We start from the raw sequence: 15,014 nt of genomic DNA on the forward strand, positions 1-15,014 counted from the left end.
ATCGTGCAAGCAACGAGCCCGTGACCACAGCCATTATCGAATGCCGCGGTTAAAAAAGCACCATGCCCTAAGCGATGGCTGCATTGTGCGGCTAAACCTTTGACGAAACGTACGAACAATGATTGATCGTCAGCGGCTCCAATAAAATGAAGCGCAAAGGGGAACGAGGCCATGAACGGTGCGGAAAGTCTGGTGCGGACATTGGTCGCAGGCGGCGTAGACGTCTGCTTTACCAATCCCGGCACCTCGGAGATGCATTTCGTCGCCGCACTGGATCGGGTCGAGGGAATGCGCTGCGTGCTCGGCCTGTTCGAGGGCGTGGTGACGGGCGCCGCCGACGGCTATTACCGCATGAAGGGCACGCCGGCTTCGACCCTGCTGCATCTCGGGCCCGGCCTTGCCAACGGCCTGGCCAATCTGCACAACGCCAAGAAGGCCAATTCCGGCATCGTCAACATCGTCGGCCAGCACGCGACCTATCATATCGGCTACAACGCGCCGCTGACCTCGGACATCGAAGGCCTGGCGCGGCCGATGTCATCCTGGGTGCGGACCTCGCCGGATGCGAAATCCGTTTCCGCCGATGGCGCCGCCGCGATCGCCGCGGCCAAGAGCGCGCCGCCGCAGATCGCCACGCTGATCCTGCCGGCCGATACCGCCTGGAACGAGGCCGACGGCATCGCCCAGGTGCCGGTGGAAAGCCAGCGCGCCAATTATTCCGTGCAGGCCGTCGACCATGCCGCCAAGGTGCTGCGCAGCGGCGGCGCGTCGACGCTCCTGCTGATGACCGGCAGCGCGCTGACCGAGCACGGGCTGGCGCTGGCTGCCCAGATCGCGGGCAAGACCGGCTGCAAGGTAATGGGGCAGACCTACAATCCGCGCATGGCCCGCGGCAGGGGCCGGTTCGCGATCGACCGCATCCCTTACGTGATCGAGCAGGCGCTGCCGATCCTGAGGGATTTCAAGAACATCGTGCTGGTCGAGGCCAACGATCCCGTCGCCTTCTTCGCCTATCCGAACAAGCCGAGCATGCTGAAGCCGCAAGGCTGTGAAGTGCACCGCATGACCTCGGGCGCCGAAAATTCCGTCGCCGCGCTGGAAGCGCTGGCCGGCGCGCTTCACGCGCAGCCGGCCGACCGGCAGCCGCAGAAGCTGGTCGAAATCGCAAAACCGACCGGCGCGCTGAACCATGCCTCGATCGCGCAGGCGATTGCGATGGCGATCCCGGAAAATGCCATCGTGGTCGATGAATCCATCACCACCGGCCGCGGCTTCTTTCCGCCGACGGCCGCCGCCGCCCCGCACGACTGGCTGCAGAACATGGGCGGCTCGATCGGCTTCTCGACCCCGGTCGCGACCGGCGCCGCGGTGGCGTGCCCCGACCGCAAGGTGATCTGCATGGTCGGCGACGGCAGCGCGATGTACACGCTGCAATCGCTGTGGACGCAGGCGCGCGAGGGCCTCAACGTCGTCACGATTGTATTCGCCAATAAGATCTACCAGATTCTTCGCGGTGAATTCGACGGCGTCGGCGCCGGCGAGCCAGGACAGCGCGCGCTCGATATGCTCAAGATCGACCGCCCGGATCTTGACTTCGTCGCGCTCGCCAGGGGCATGGGCGTGCCGGGCCGCGCGGTCGCCAATGCCGACGACTTCAACAAGGCGCTGGCGGAAGCCATCGCCGAACCGGGCCCGCGGCTGATCGAAGTGCAGATGTAAGGGAACGATCATCGAAAGTTTCGAGCTAGTCGGAATGCCGTAATTGTGAAATCGTCATTGCGAGCGTAGCGAAGCAATCCAGAAAGCCAGGAAACGAGACTGGATTGCTTCGTCGCTTCGCTCCCTTGCACAAACGCTTCGCGTTTGTCGCAGGCAATGACGGTGCGGAGGCCGCTATGCAGACCGAGCTGAACAAGGTCGTCACCGCACTGCACGAGTTCTATGCGCGCGAGACCTTTCTGCTCGAAAAGGAAGCTGGCGAGCGCGCGCTGACGCACCGGCTGGCGGTGCAGTTCGAAAAGCAGTTCCCGGGCTGGGAGATCGATTGCGAATACGACCGGCTGGGCGATCGCACGCTGCGGCTGCCGCACGGAACGATCGTCTCGACCGACGACCATCTCGCAAAATCCATCTATCCCGACATCGTGGTGCATCAGCGCGAGATTCCCAACAACCTGCTCGCGGTCGAGGTCCGCAAGGCGGTCAATCATCAGCCGCTCGAACATGACCAGCACAAGCTCCGGGCGCTCACCGATCCGCATTTGTGGTTCGCCTACTGGATCGGCGTGCTGCTGACGCTGGACAAGAAGCAGGTCACGATGTCGGAAGTCTATACCAGCGGCGTCCTCGACCATGCCTTGTCCGTCTGGTTCGCCGGACGGCTGAAGGATGCAGGCTTGAGCGCAGAATAGCCTTGCGAACGGAGAATCTTTGATGACACTTGCACGATTGATCCTGGCCATCGCGTTTATCGCCGTCGCGCAGCATGCGTTGGTGCACGAGGCTCTAGCGCAGGCCGCCTCCGCGCCCGATCTGGAAGCGATTCTTGCCCACCCCAAGGTGGTCAAGACGCTCGACGACATCAAGGCCGACGACGAGCGGACCTTCGCCGAACAGAAGCGCATCACCGAAATTCCGGCGCCGCCGTTCAAGGAAAAGATCCGTGCCGAATATTACCAGAAGCGGATGCAGGAACTCGGCTTCAAGGATGCGTCGATCGACAGCGAAGGCAATGTGATCGCGCTGCGCAAGGGGACCGGCGGCGGCCGGCCCAAGCTCGTGGTGTCGGCGCATCTCGACACGGTGTTTCCCGAAGGCACCGACGTGATGGTGAAGGAAAAGGACGGTGCGATTGTTGCGCCAGGCATCGGCGACGATTCGCGGGGGCTTTCAGCATTGTTGTCGCTGATCAAGGTGATGAACGAGAACCAGATCGCGACCGTCGGCGACATCATGTTCGTCGGCACGGTCGGCGAGGAAGAGCTCGGCAATCTGCGCGGCGTAAAAGCGCTGTTTCGCGATCACACCGATATCGACGGCTTCATCTCGATCGACGGGCTCGGCATCACCCGCGTCGTCAACCAGGCGACCGGCAGCCATCGCTACGAGTTTATCTTCAAGGGCCCCGGCGGGCACTCGTTCCAGGAGTTCGGATTGCCGAGTGCGACCCATGCCATGGGCCGGGCGATTGCGAAAATCTCGGAGCTGCAGACCCCAACCGATCCCAAGACCACGTTTACGGTCGGCACCGTAGCCGGCGGTACTTCGGTCAACGCCATCGCGGCGGAAGCGCGGATGGCCGTCGACATGCGCTCGAATTCGACCGACGAACTGCTCAAGCTCGAGGCGCGTCTGCTCGACCTCGTCAAGGAGGCGGTGGCGGATGAAAACGCGCGCTGGAAATCGGACAAGATGACCGTCGAGGCCAAGCTGATCGGCGACCGGCCGGCAGGCATCGTGCCGATGGATTCGCCGATCGTGCAGGCCACACAGCGCGCGGTCGCAGCCGTGACAAAAGGGCCGCGGCCGACCTTTGCCGGCTCCTCGACCGATTCCAACATTGCGATGTCGCTCGGCATCCCGGCCGTCACCATCGGCGGCGGCGGCGAGGGTGGCAACTGGCACTCGCGCAACGAATGGTACAAGCCGGTTAACGCCTGGTACGGCCCGCAAAACGCCCTGCTGACCACGCTGATCCTGACCGGCCTCGATGGCGTCACCAAACCGGCGCTACAGGTGCGAAAAGCCGCCAAATAGGGGCGGAATTGTCCCCAGCGACGTTAACCATGCCCCCGATTGGCCAAATTGTCAGCAAATTGCGGACAAAGCGGTAACCGAAAATCCCCGTAGTATTACCGTGCGTAGGGGGATTTTGTGATGGCGTACAGGATCGTGGCGGAACGTAGGGACGAGACCGTCAGGATGGACCGAAGCAGCATGCTGGTGGCGGTCGCCAAAGCGCGGGTCTGGGCCAGCGAGGGGTGGAAGGTCACCATCATCGTCGGCGACGAAAACGAAATTGCGCCTTCCGACGCACGCCGGCTTTCCTTCGCCTAATCACATAAACCGTGCGCCGTCTCTCCGACGGCCCTCCTAAAGTGGAACCGGGAACCCGGATCCACGTTATCCCTGCAGGCAGGCTTTCTGGAGCAATGCCATGCAGTGGCGGTCAGCAAGCACCGGCGGCCCCGACGAGATGCGCGGCACCGGCGACGATCAAATTCCGTACGCAACCGGATGGACCATCAGCGGCCTTGCGACGCTGGGCACCATTGTCGCGATCTGGGTACTGGGGATCTGATCTAAACCTCTCTCCGCGACCCGCTTGCCGCCGGTCACGCGCAGTCCTGGCTTGCGCCCGATCAACAGGCCGAGCACCACCAGCAAACGCCACACCGGAAAGAAGAACAGCGTCAGGATTCCCGCTTCTCCCGGGTCGGTGCGCAACAGCCATTTGACGAAGCCGATAGGTGCGAGCAGTCCCATGGCACCGTCGATCGCGGCCGTGATGGTCATCACAAGCTTCTGAGCGGGTCATCGTCGGCTGTCCAGCAATGGCTTCGCACAAATCGACTGACAGATATCGGGACGGGCTGCAGAACAATGGTGGACGGACATGGGATCGAACCGTGTCCAGCGATTCACGGCAAGGTAACACGGCCACACCCGAACTGGCGTAACCGTTATCATGTCTACCGTCCGAACGTTTGCGATCCGAATTGGCGACTCGGCTTTTGGCTTGCCGAGGTGACATTCTCTCTTGAGTGCGGCAGGCGTCCGTCAGTCGGCGCGCAGCAATTTCGGTGGGGCAACAGCCATGGATCGTCGGAGTGTATCGGAGGACGTTCATTTCGACCGCAAGCATCTGTTCGGGCACGATGCCCCAGGCTCGTGGTGGCTTCCCCCGAAATCGTGGTCACACTTCCCGATCCACACGGGAGATAACGGCGCCGGCAATGGCGGCAACGGCTATTTTGCAGGGAGCCTGATCGAGAGGAGCTACGCTGCTTTCGAACCGCTCAACGTGGCGCAGGCCGGCTCCCATGCCACAGCCAACGCCTATCAGACGAACATCGTGTATGTTGATCAGTCCGCGACCCAGACCTCGGGCATCGGCGGTGATGGCGGCAATTGGAATGCCGCATCAGGCGGAATGGTCGGCGCGTTCGGGTCTGTCGTCCCTGGCGTGATCGGTACCGGTGACAACAGCGCCGGCAATGGTGGCGATGGCCACTTTTCCGGATCGATGGTGCATGCGCCCGTCGTGGTCTATAGCCCGATCAACATTGCCGTGGCGGGCTCCCATTCGACGGCCGACGCCCAACAGACGAACATTGCCTATTTTGATCAATCCGCGACCCAGATCGCGGGAGTTGGCGGAAATGGCGGCAATGGCAATGCCGCATCAGGTGGAAACGTCGGCGCGTTCGGGTCTGGCGCCTCGGGCGCGATCAGTTCGGGTGAGAACAGCGCCGGCAACGGTGGCGATGGATACGCTTATGGGGGCATCATTCACGCGACCTTTGCGTTTTACTACCCGATCAACATCGCCGTGGCGGGATACAATTCCACTGCTCACGCCGAGCAGACAAACGACGTGGTGTTCGATCAATCCGCTGTTCAGATGGCCGGCGTCGGCGGTGATGGCGGGAACGGCAACGCCGCGGTTGGCGGAACTGCTGACATTTTCTCTTCCATCTTCGATTTGATCGGCTCTGACGTCATCGCGACCGGCCACAACAGCGGCGGCAACGGCGGGAATGGCCATTTCTCAGGAAGCCTCGTCGACATCAACGTGGCCATTTACGCGCCGATCAACATTGCGGTAGCCGGCTACAATTCAACTGCCGAGGCATATCAGAGCAACGATGTCGTGTTCGATCAGAGCACGATCCAGATGGCCGGAATCGGTGGTGACGGCGGCCACGGCAACGCTGCGCTTGGCGGCGATCTCGCCATGCACCTGTTGGCAGACCTTCACTTGCTGGATCACCTTGCCTAGAGCCTTTTCCGTTTCGATCGAATCGAAACGGCGTTCCAGGTTCTGATTTGACGCGTCGTGCTGGCGCGAACCTCTCCGCTTCACTTGAAAACGCTCGATCGGCGTTGGCGCTGTTCGGATCCCGGCGGCGAGAGGGTAGCATTTCGGGCATACACCCTCGCTCGGATGACATCAGCTTTGGCGGCTAGACCGAGCCGGTGTGCAAATCCAAGATCGTGCTGTCCACATTGGGACGCACAGTGTGCAAACCACAGCAGGGAGACTCACATGGCAAAGGCATCATTTCCTTCCGACACGATCGTGTTCAAGGCCTCGACCGGCGGCAACAGCGCGGGGAACGGTGGAAACGGTTACAATGAGGGCAATATCATCAGCAACCCGAGTATCAAGTTCGAGCCGACCAACAAGGCCGAAGGCGCCGACGTCCACGTCAAGAACGGCGATGACGTTTACCAGAAGGCATACTGGGACGCCGGCGGCGCGAATGCGAAGGCGGAGAAGCATTCCAAGGCAGAGGGCGGAAAGGCCGTGTCGAACGGCGACCAGGAATCGAAAAGCGGCCATAACAAATCCGACGTGGATGCCAACACGAAGGCCTATCAGGACAACTGGCTCGCTGCGGACCAGAGTCAGACGGTGATGGCCGGCGTCGGCGGCGACGGCGGAAACGACAACAAGGCGGAAGGTGGGGACATCTACTTCAAGGCCAGCATCGAATCCGCGAACTTGAACGACGTGCTTAACGATTCCAAGTATTTCCATATCGACGATTCAGGCATGTTCAGCTGATCCATGCCTGTGTGGGGTGAGGCCGGCGGCGCAATGCCGCCGGTTCTCAATTCGTCGCGGAGTCGACGAGGAATGGGCGGAAGGTTCGGACTTCAGATCTGGCGGGACCGCAATGCTGATGCCACCGCTCCAGCCGCAGACAATGTCACCACCGCGGACGCCGTTGAATTCGGCGCTGCGGGCGTGCGCGGGGGCGCTCGGACTCGTTTTCGCATATAGCTGCAGCTACAACCTTCTTCTTCTCGCGCCTTCCATCTATCTGCTTCAGATCTATGATCGCGTGCTGTCGAGCCGCAGCGGCGCTACGCTCCTGATGCTGACGATCATCGTTGCGTTTACCGTCGTGGTTGGCGGCGTGCTTGATGCGCTGCGCCGCGCTGCATTGGGCCGGATGGGCGAGTGGCTCGAAGAAGAACTCCATCCGACAGCGCTGTCCGCGTGCTTCAAATACGCCTATGCCGATCGGGCGCGGGCATCGGAAGCCTACCGCGATCTTGCGATCCTGCGTCAGTTGGCCCAGTCCGGCGCCTGCTCGACCTTGTTTGACGCGCTCTGGACACCACTCTTCCTCGGCGTTCTCTTCCTCGTGCATCCCTTCCTGGGAGTGATAGGCGTGCTCAGCGTGCTTTTCCTGCTTGGTCTCGGGGTTGCCGAGGACTGGCTGACGGAAGCACCGCTGGTGCGGTCGGCTGGCGCGCTGACGAGGAGTCAGGGATGGTTCGGCATGGCCGTCGGAAACCTCCACGTGATCAGGGCCATGGGAATGCTCGACGGCGCCGCGCGCCGCATCGGCCAGGCTGCGCAGGATGCGAGGAGCCAGCAGGAGGTGGTCCAACGCCGCCGCGAAACCATCATGCTGATCTCCAAACCAGCGCGGGCGCTGGCGCAGGTACTGATCATGGGCACTGCCGCCTGGCTTGTCCTGGAACAAAGCAGAAGTCCCGCCATCATCTTTGCCACGACCCTGTTGTTCGGACGCGCGCTCGCGCCCGTGGAAGGGGCGGTTGCAGGCTGGAAGGCATTCGCGATGGCCTTGGCCGCCTACCGCCGGCTCAACGACGCCATGTCTGCTGTCACCTCGGTTGCGAACGTCAGGCGGCCCCTGCCGGAGAGGCCGAACGGCGGCCTCATCGTCGACAACGTTGGCGTCGCCGTGCTGGGATCGGACCATTGGATGCTGAGGGATGTGTCATTCAGTCTGGCACCCGGTGAATGCCTTGGCATCATTGGTCCATCTGGCTCCGGCAAATCCACGCTCGGCAGGATCATCACTGGAATCTCCGCACCGACGTCCGGTTCGGTCCTGCTCGATGGCATCGATATGCTGGCCCCGCACGATTCGGACGGTGGTCGGCGCCTCGGATATCTGCCGCAGGATATCGATCTCGTCGGAGAAACAGTAAAGGACATCATTGCACGGCTGGACGACGCCGATTTGCAGAAGGTCATTGAAGCAGCCAAACTGGCCGGTCTTCACGAAACGATCATTCGGCTGCCGCATGCGTACGATACGGTCGTCAACGGCGGAGGGGCCAATCTCCCACGTGGGTTTCGCCAGCGCCTCGGCCTTGCACGGGCGTTTTTTGGCGACCCGCACCTCGTGGTCCTCGACGAGCCGAACTCCAGCCTGGACAGTCTCGGCGAGCGCATGCTTTTCGACGCCATTGAACGGATGAAGGCGGCCAATACAACTGTCATCATCATCACCCACCGGATAGGGATTCTCGGCGCAACGAACAAGCTTGCCATCATGCAGGGCGGCGCGGTCAGCGCATTCGGCGACAGCAGGGAGATTTTCGAAAGGTGTTTGGCAAGGCCCCAAGTTGCTTCGCGCGAACCTGTCTCATGAAAATCTCATTCGCTCACATCAACTTTCGGAAGCTTCGACGGTGGCTGGGATCGGCGGCGCCGGCGCTCGACCGGCTGCGCGGTGTCACCTGGATCCGCATCAAACGTTTTCACCGGCTCATTGCGCTAAGCGGATGGGCTCGTCTGAAAATTGCATTCGCTCACGTCGAGATCTGGGAGATCCCACGGTGGTTGAGATCGGCGCCGCCGGCGCTCCGCGACCGACTTCGCGGTATCACCTGGACAGGAAATCTGCTGGTTTGCGGCTTCGTCGTTGGTCTCGGTACCTGGTCAGCCTATGCCCCCCTCGAAAGCGCCGCGATTGCTGTCGGCACCGTCGAATCCGAGTCGAGCCGCAAGACGATTCAGCACCTTGAGGGTGGCATCATCAGGGAAATTCTGGTCGCGGACGGCGACGTTGTCCGCGCCGGACAAACACTGATCTCGTTGGAAGACACCAAGGCTCGTGCCGAAGCCCAGAGCCTGCAAGGCCAGTTGTGGGAGGCGGCAGCACGAGAGGCACGGCTGCAGGCGGAACAGCAAGGAGAAGAGCGGGTGTCGTTTCCTGCCAAGTTGGAGATGGCGCAGAAGACGAGCCCGTCAGTCGCAGATGTCCTTGCGGGGCAGCAAGCCATCTTCGAAACGCGTCGGCAGGTCTTTCAAGCGCAAGCGGCCGTAAATCGGGAAAAAAGGTTGCAGGTGGAGAAAGAGATCGAGGGCCTCAGGGCGCAGGAAAGCGCGGCCTCAAGGCGCATCGAAATCGTCCGCGAAGAAGCGGCGACCGTCGCCATGCTCGTTAACAAGGGACTTGAGCGGCGTCCGCGTCTTCTGAACCTTGAGCGGGAGATGGCTGACATCGAGGGACGGCGGGGTGAGATCGTCGCGCAGATATCGCGCGCCGGGCAGGTTATCAACGAATCACAGGCAACTCTTCTCAAACTCGAAAACGACCGCCAGAACGAGATCGCGCAGTCGCTGCGCGAGGTGCAAAACCAGATTTTTCAGATACGCGAGCGACTGCAGGCGGCCGACGACCAACTGTCGCGAACGGCGGTCAAGGCGGCCCAGGATGGCGTCGTAACAGACCTGAGGATTCATACCCCAGGCGGCGTCATTGGCGCCGGCGCGCCTCTCATGGATCTGGTTCCCCGGCAGGATCGGCTCATCGTGATTGCGCGCGTCAGGCCCGAGGACATCGATGTGGTCCGTCCCGGACTGAGCGCCGACGTGAACCTCTTACCCTACAATGAGCGCCGCGTACCACGGCTCCATGGCACTGTGACGCACGTTTCTGCCGATCGTCTTGTCGATAAGCGCACAGATCAGCCCTACTACGCAACGAAGATTCGAGTGCAGGATCCGGTCGGCGCCGGGATCGATGGTGTCCAGATTGTTCCGGGAATGCCGGCCCAGGTGTTCATCAAGACTGGTCGCGGCACTGTGGCGCTCTACGCCCTCAGGCCTCTGCTCGACAGCTTCAACAGCGCGTTCCGCGAGGATTAGAGCGGGACCAAAACTGCGAACTCAGGCAGCCCTCAAGATGACCGCACTCGCAAGTGCGCATGACCGTTTAATTGCCGGCTCCAGCGAAGCACCGCCTCGGTGCGGTTGCGCGCGGAACATTTTCGCATGATGCGCTGAATATGCATTTTTACGGTGTTTTCCGAAAGGTTGAGCCTGACGGCAATCAACTTGTTGGGAAGGCCGAGCTGCAGCGCCTCGAGCACATGTTGTTCGCGTGGCGTAAGGTCGACCATCGCCCTCTCCGGAACAAGCGTGGTGGCGCCGTTGCCTTCGTGGAGTTCGGATACTTCGGGAACGTCGAGATGTTCCGATAGCGCCTTGAGGCTCGACGTACCACCTTGCTCAACGATCGGTAAGGGTCGATAGACCCCACCGGCGAGAACCAGACGTAATCCGGCGATGGCTACTTCGACCGGAATCGATTTCGGGAAAAAGCCACGGACCCCCCGCTGCATCGCGGCCGAAATCGTCACCTCGTCGTCACGATTTGACAACAGGGCAACGGATGCTTTCGGACAGAATTCTGAGAGAAACGCGAGACTGACCTCAATCGCAGGGTCAGTGATCTCCTTGTCTCCGATATTCAGCGCGATCAGGCGAATATCTCTGCCTGAGAACCAGCTCAGACCGCTCGTCGTTGCCATCTCGACGATTTCGAACCCAGTGAGTTCTCTCTTGAGGATGTTGAGGATGCAGGTACGCGCCAGGACATGTTGTTCGATGATCACGAGCACCGGTGATTTCTGTGATCCCTGGGCTAGTTCCGCGGTATTAGTAAAATCGTCCATGATATCCCCGAATTCAGAGTAAATGCTGAGCCACTCCACCAGTTTCTGATTTCCATTTTCCATGGAGCGAGTCTGCCCCACACACTCTGCAGCGAATTGCTGCCTATCGCGACGTTGCTCACGAACTTCGCGTTCGCTCGTAGGAACGTCGTCAGGACCTTCTGGTCCGCCGCAATAGATCCTTGGAAGCGGTCCTACCGTTCCAGGCTAACTGCAAATATTGCGATACGCGCTCGCTGCCGCCGAATTCGCGGAGCCATTGACGACGTATGCTTCATCTTCCGTTACGAGATACAGAAACGGCCAGTCTCCGGCATCGTCGCCTGAACCCATTTTTCTTTTGACACGGCCGCAAATGGTGTCGATGGGCTTCCCGAGCGTATTTTTGCGGATGGCCCGTTTCATCTCGCCAAACTCGGCAGATGCCGGGTCCTCCAGCTTCGCAGCAATCGTGGTCTTCGCCTTGGCAATGACTGGATCGGACGTCTCAGCGGGTCGATCAGATGCCGGGGCCTCTACTTTCGCTTCGATCATGGCGGGCTTCGACTTTTTCTTAGCGAGTTGGGGCCTGTCGCGGACGTGGGCTGCCGACGGCTTTTCCGTCTTCGTCGCGATCGTGGACTTGACGTTCGTTGTCGCGGAATTGGTCTTGGATGACGCTGGCGCGGGCTCAATCGACCGGCTGAGCGCCATGCCGTTGAGACAGCCGGACCCACTCGCGTCCGTGCATGCCTCCATGCTCGCTTGCGGCGGTAAAAGGCAGCTGCAGCCAACCAGGGTCGCAGCCAGAACACCAATGAGAAGCGTTCTCATGCTAATCCCTCATGACGGGGGCCTGAGTTCCGCTCGCAGTTCTTGCGGCGATCTAAATTTTGCGCTGGTTGTCTATCATTTGCGCAAAAGTATTAACTGCTCATTAAGCGCCCGGCTTTCGCCGCGGCAAGCTTTTGCATCGTTAATGCCGGTGCATTCAAGTCTTGCGGCAGGTGCAGGCCCATATTTCACGGGCTTGATGGTGGACGCACAAGGGATCGAACCTTGGACCTCTCCCGTGTGAAGGCTGCGGGTCAATTTTGATCTGACAATAAATTCAAAACTTGCAATGCATCCAGCGATCTGCGCACGGATTTTGCACGGCTACGACCCTAAGCGGACACTCGGGAGTTCGTGAACCGCTCAGTCTCGCCTGCTCGCAACCGACATATCCTGCTGTCAGAGCGAGGCCGGACGCGACGCGGCTCGACCTTTGCCGCCGCTTTTGACCCGAAGCCGCCATTTTCCGGCCGCAGCGTTCTACGAACGGCAAACTCTATGGAAAACGAATAAAATTGTTTGCGCTTTGCCGCCGATGAATTTCCTGCAAGGGCTTTACTGATGGCCGATCATGCCGATCGGATCGAGAACTCCAAGATGCACTCGCTCAGGCTCATTCTGCTCGCAGTCGTAGTCGTCATCTGCGACACGTCGGCAATGGCAGCGCAGCCGACAATCACCATTGCGCAGCTTGAGCGTGCGCCAGAACTCGATTGTGCGACCAAGCTCAAGGGGCTCATCATTGATATCGACGAACTGCTGGCGAAGAACCCACGCAACCTAGTTGATGTGTACGAGGTGTTTCACCGCCATTTCCCTATCAACCGCTGCGGCATGGATGAAGTTTCTCTCATTGTGAAGACATCGCGGTATTTTCGGAGCATATCGATGAACGGACCGAAGATGCATGTATACTCGCTTAACAGCGAGACCGCGTCTTCGCGCGGCGTTGCCGTGTCTTTTGGCCTCACGGATGCCGGCGAGTTAGTCTTTCCGTTCGCGATATGGTCGCCATCATTTTTATAGGCCATCCACTGCGACCGTTCGCGGTCGTGAACCGCAGAAGAAGCCTGAGAGTAGATGTCGGGGGCCGTGGGCGACACGGCCATTGAGAAACCCGCCGGCCCACAAGGGCGGCGGGTTTTTTGATTTAGGCCGTGAACCCATAAATCGACCGAGCTGACGGCTCGCGAGAGTCCGCTATGCCCCGGTAGCGATCAAATTCTGCATCGCAGCGAAATGACGCGATGGGCCAATTGCAGAAGTGACCAGCTCCGTTGTAGGTTTAAGTCACTCGGTCTCGGCGCATTTCAATCCAGATGGAAAAGAGAAACAAACTTCTATCCGACTTGGCCGATCGCATTGTCGTAACCTCGCCAGATCGAACGGTCCGCTTCGCCATCGACGGCGTCGACGGGGCCGGAAAGACCACATTCGCCGATGAACTCGGAAGCCTCGTCGCGACTAAGGGGCGGCCTGTCATTCGAGCATCAGTAGACGGATTTCATAATCCCAAGGCGGTCAGATATAAGCGTGGGCGACATTCACCGGAAGGCTTTTTCGAGGACTCGTATAATTACTCGGCCCTGAAGCGATATCTGCTAGACCCGCTAAGCCCCGGTGGTTCTCGCAGGTATCGTCGAGCAATCTTCGATCATGTGACCGACGACATTGTACCTGCTAATGATATGGAGGCACTGCCGTCTTCCATTTTGCTGATAGACGGCATCTTTCTGCATCGGCCCGAACTGCTCGCCTACTGGGACGCCTCAGTATTCCTCCGAACGGACTTTGCTGTGTCCGTTGCGCGGTGCGCTTCGCGCGATGGCTCGTCACCCGACCCAGCGGCTCCATCGAACCGACGGTACGTTGAGGGACAGCGGCTTTATCTTCGGAGCTGCCAACCGGAAGCGAAGGCCACGATCGTAATCGATTACAACGACCTTTCGGCCCCCTCGATCGTGATCTGAGCAGTTCAACGACAAGGTCGGCTGTGGGTCATTCGCGACGGGGCCGGGCCAGCAGCAAATCCGGCAATGTCCCTTATGCCGCCGGAAGCGGAAGGAAACTTAGAGCCCTAAGTGCCAGCCCGCGTCGTGGCGACGGAAAGTTTCTTCACGCCACGGCACGCTTCTTCGGCTTTGCATTCGCCGCCTGAGCCGAAAGGCGGATTCCCATAGCTCCGATGACCCGCATGATGGTCGCGAACTCCGGGTTTCCACCCGCTCCGAGGGTCTTATAAAGACCCTCTCTAGTCACCCCGGCAGCCTTGGCGACCTCGCTCATACCCTGCGCTCTGGCAACAACATTGAGGGCGTCACGGACCTCGGCAGGGTCGCCGTCAGCGAGAACGATACTCAGATACTCGGCCCGAGCTTCCGGGGTGCGAAGGTGCTCGGCGGCGTCGAATTTTTTAAGCTTGCTGACTTTCATCCTAGTCCTCCAATTTCTCCGCGATCTCCATTGCCTTCCTGATGTCCCGGCTCTGAGTGCGCTTGTCGCCACCGCAGAGCAAGATAACAACGGCCTGCTGCGACGGGTGAAGTAGACATGGTATCCGGGGCCGTGGTTGATCCGACCCGCCGACTGACTTCGCATCTCCCGGTGTTTCCAGCAGCAACGCGGCTGATCCGGCGAACGACGGCGCGCTGATCTTTCAGGGGGCCAGCCAGCGGTGAACTCAGGGGTTTCGCGAACTTCGATTACGGATCGTGTGTAATCTATGGATTACAGGCTGGCAAGCGAAATGTAATCCATGGATTACAAATCACGATCCCAAGCGCGCGAACGCATCGAGAGCACCATGCAAAGCTCTTCGGCGCTCTCTGGTGTGTAGGCCGTCACGCCGGCAGCATCGGCTACTTTGCATGGGGTTGTTTTCGATATTTTGATGGGACGGTCACGAAAGCCGCCGGCGAGCGCCTGGCGTCGATGATTGCCCGCAACCGGTATGGATCAGAAGGCAGGATGGTGGACGCACAAGGGATCGAACCTTGGACCTCTCCCGTGTGAAGGGAACGCTCTCCCGCTGAGCTATGCGTCCGGGAAATGTGGGCGAACAATGAGCCCCGTCAGAGCCGCGATTTACGAAGGACGGGCCCCCAGTGTCAAGCGATCAGTCGGGCCGTAACGTCGCGATTTCGCGCGGGGCGGGGCGAATTACGCCCCCTGCTGGCGGGCCCGCGAAGCGTGCGACTGCAGCGCGCGGATGCGCTCGGCGAGCGTCCCGCCGCCTTCGCCGATCGGCGGGG

General features: G+C 60.4%; 14 protein-coding genes and 2 tRNA genes. 10 read left to right on the forward strand and 6 right to left on the reverse strand.

The genetic code is table 11. The features are described from left to right. Window positions 1-171: 171 nt before the first annotated feature. From CP49_RS38820 to CP49_RS38835, 4 genes are all read left to right on the forward strand, one after another. Entirely contained in the window at window positions 172-1,719 is a 1,548-nt protein-coding gene (locus CP49_RS38820; protein ID WP_057855358.1) for an acetolactate synthase large subunit, read from the forward strand. A 176-nt stretch (window positions 1,720-1,895) separates the two neighbouring features. Further along, complete coding sequence (locus tag CP49_RS38825) at window positions 1,896-2,411, forward strand: hypothetical protein (RefSeq protein WP_057855376.1); 516 nt, start codon at window positions 1,896-1,898, stop codon at window positions 2,409-2,411. Between the two features lie 22 nt (window positions 2,412-2,433). After that, the gene (locus CP49_RS38830; RefSeq protein WP_057855359.1) at window positions 2,434-3,756 is read left to right on the forward strand and encodes a M20/M25/M40 family metallo-hydrolase; all 1,323 of its coding nucleotides are present in this window, start codon (window positions 2,434-2,436) and stop codon (window positions 3,754-3,756) included. Between the two features lie 120 nt (window positions 3,757-3,876). Next, window positions 3,877-4,056: a hypothetical protein gene (locus tag CP49_RS38835; protein ID WP_057855360.1), complete on the forward strand. Its 180-nt coding sequence runs from the start codon at window positions 3,877-3,879 to the stop codon at window positions 4,054-4,056. A gap of 159 nt (window positions 4,057-4,215) precedes the next feature. On the opposite strand, the gene CP49_RS45585 is transcribed toward CP49_RS38835, so the two are convergent. Next, window positions 4,216-4,515 (reverse strand): hypothetical protein, encoded by a 300-nt coding sequence (locus CP49_RS45585; protein ID WP_057855361.1) that lies wholly within the window; start codon window positions 4,513-4,515, stop codon window positions 4,216-4,218. A gap of 301 nt (window positions 4,516-4,816) precedes the next feature. Between CP49_RS45585 and CP49_RS38845 the strand changes: the two genes are divergently transcribed. The 4 genes from CP49_RS38845 (at window position 4,817) to CP49_RS38860 (ending at window position 10,141) form a co-directional block, all read left to right on the forward strand. Next, a complete protein-coding gene (locus tag CP49_RS38845; protein ID WP_057855362.1) occupies window positions 4,817-6,001 on the forward strand; it encodes a hypothetical protein in 1,185 nt (394 codons plus the stop codon). A gap of 267 nt (window positions 6,002-6,268) precedes the next feature. Beyond that, entirely contained in the window at window positions 6,269-6,790 is a 522-nt protein-coding gene (locus CP49_RS38850; RefSeq protein ID WP_063791843.1) for a hypothetical protein, read from the forward strand. Between the two features lie 112 nt (window positions 6,791-6,902). Further along, entirely contained in the window at window positions 6,903-8,639 is a 1,737-nt protein-coding gene (locus CP49_RS38855; protein WP_057855363.1) for a type I secretion system permease/ATPase, read from the forward strand. After that, window positions 8,594-10,141, forward strand: coding sequence for an HlyD family type I secretion periplasmic adaptor subunit (locus tag CP49_RS38860; protein ID WP_245311086.1), 1,548 nt, complete (start codon window positions 8,594-8,596; stop codon window positions 10,139-10,141). The genes CP49_RS38855 and CP49_RS38860 overlap by 46 nt, the downstream gene beginning before the upstream one ends. Before the next feature lie 32 nt (window positions 10,142-10,173). On the opposite strand, the gene CP49_RS38865 is transcribed toward CP49_RS38860, so the two are convergent. The 3 genes from CP49_RS38865 to CP49_RS45590 form a co-directional block, all read right to left on the reverse strand. Further along, window positions 10,174-11,013 carry a response regulator transcription factor gene (locus CP49_RS38865; RefSeq protein ID WP_245311087.1) on the reverse strand — a complete coding sequence of 280 codons (840 nt, stop codon included), beginning with the start codon at window positions 11,011-11,013 and terminating at the stop codon, window positions 10,174-10,176. Between the two features lie 144 nt (window positions 11,014-11,157). Beyond that, window positions 11,158-11,763: a hypothetical protein gene (locus CP49_RS48420; RefSeq protein ID WP_245311088.1), complete on the reverse strand. Its 606-nt coding sequence runs from the start codon at window positions 11,761-11,763 to the stop codon at window positions 11,158-11,160. 200 nt (window positions 11,764-11,963) lie between these two features. Continuing rightward, window positions 11,964-12,060: transfer RNA gene (locus tag CP49_RS45590), tRNA-Val, on the reverse strand. Window positions 12,061-12,282: 222 nt separating this feature from the next. Here CP49_RS45590 and CP49_RS38875 point away from each other — a divergent pair. Then, window positions 12,283-12,789, forward strand: a complete 507-nt coding sequence (locus CP49_RS38875; protein WP_057855364.1) for a hypothetical protein — start codon at window positions 12,283-12,285, stop codon at window positions 12,787-12,789. Between the two features lie 293 nt (window positions 12,790-13,082). Next, the gene (locus CP49_RS38880) at window positions 13,083-13,733 is read left to right on the forward strand and encodes a nucleoside/nucleotide kinase family protein (RefSeq protein ID WP_057855365.1); all 651 of its coding nucleotides are present in this window, start codon (window positions 13,083-13,085) and stop codon (window positions 13,731-13,733) included. A gap of 145 nt (window positions 13,734-13,878) precedes the next feature. Here the strand turns inward: CP49_RS38880 and CP49_RS38885 are convergent, their stop codons facing one another. After that, window positions 13,879-14,196, reverse strand: a complete 318-nt coding sequence (locus CP49_RS38885) for an addiction module antidote protein (RefSeq protein ID WP_057855366.1) — start codon at window positions 14,194-14,196, stop codon at window positions 13,879-13,881. Between the two features lie 535 nt (window positions 14,197-14,731). Further along, window positions 14,732-14,806: transfer RNA gene (locus tag CP49_RS38895), tRNA-Val, on the reverse strand. Window positions 14,807-15,014 lie beyond the last annotated feature (208 nt).

Source organism: Bradyrhizobium valentinum, from assembly GCF_001440405.1.
GTDB classification, from domain to species: Bacteria; Pseudomonadota; Alphaproteobacteria; order Rhizobiales; family Xanthobacteraceae; genus Bradyrhizobium; species Bradyrhizobium valentinum.

Bases quoted from the DNA above. Each gene is read 5' to 3' on its own strand.
- CP49_RS48420 (WP_245311088.1), bottom strand. From the start codon at position 11,763: ATGAGAACGCTTCTCATTGGTGTTCTGGCTGCGACCCTGGTTGGCTGC.
- CP49_RS38880 (WP_057855365.1), top strand. From the start codon at position 13,083: ATGGAAAAGAGAAACAAACTTCTATCCGACTTGGCCGATCGCATTGTC.
- CP49_RS38850 (WP_063791843.1), top strand. From the start codon at position 6,269: ATGGCAAAGGCATCATTTCCTTCCGACACGATCGTGTTCAAGGCCTCG.
- CP49_RS38825 (WP_057855376.1), top strand. From the start codon at position 1,896: ATGCAGACCGAGCTGAACAAGGTCGTCACCGCACTGCACGAGTTCTAT.
- CP49_RS38820 (WP_057855358.1), top strand. From the start codon at position 172: ATGAACGGTGCGGAAAGTCTGGTGCGGACATTGGTCGCAGGCGGCGTA.
- CP49_RS38855 (WP_057855363.1), top strand. From the start codon at position 6,903: ATGCTGATGCCACCGCTCCAGCCGCAGACAATGTCACCACCGCGGACG.
- CP49_RS38885 (WP_057855366.1), bottom strand. From the start codon at position 14,196: ATGAAAGTCAGCAAGCTTAAAAAATTCGACGCCGCCGAGCACCTTCGC.
- CP49_RS38835 (WP_057855360.1), top strand. From the start codon at position 3,877: ATGGCGTACAGGATCGTGGCGGAACGTAGGGACGAGACCGTCAGGATG.
- CP49_RS38865 (WP_245311087.1), bottom strand. From the start codon at position 11,013: ATGGAAAATGGAAATCAGAAACTGGTGGAGTGGCTCAGCATTTACTCT.
- CP49_RS38830 (WP_057855359.1), top strand. From the start codon at position 2,434: ATGACACTTGCACGATTGATCCTGGCCATCGCGTTTATCGCCGTCGCG.
- CP49_RS45585 (WP_057855361.1), bottom strand. From the start codon at position 4,515: ATGACCATCACGGCCGCGATCGACGGTGCCATGGGACTGCTCGCACCT.
- CP49_RS38845 (WP_057855362.1), top strand. From the start codon at position 4,817: ATGGATCGTCGGAGTGTATCGGAGGACGTTCATTTCGACCGCAAGCAT.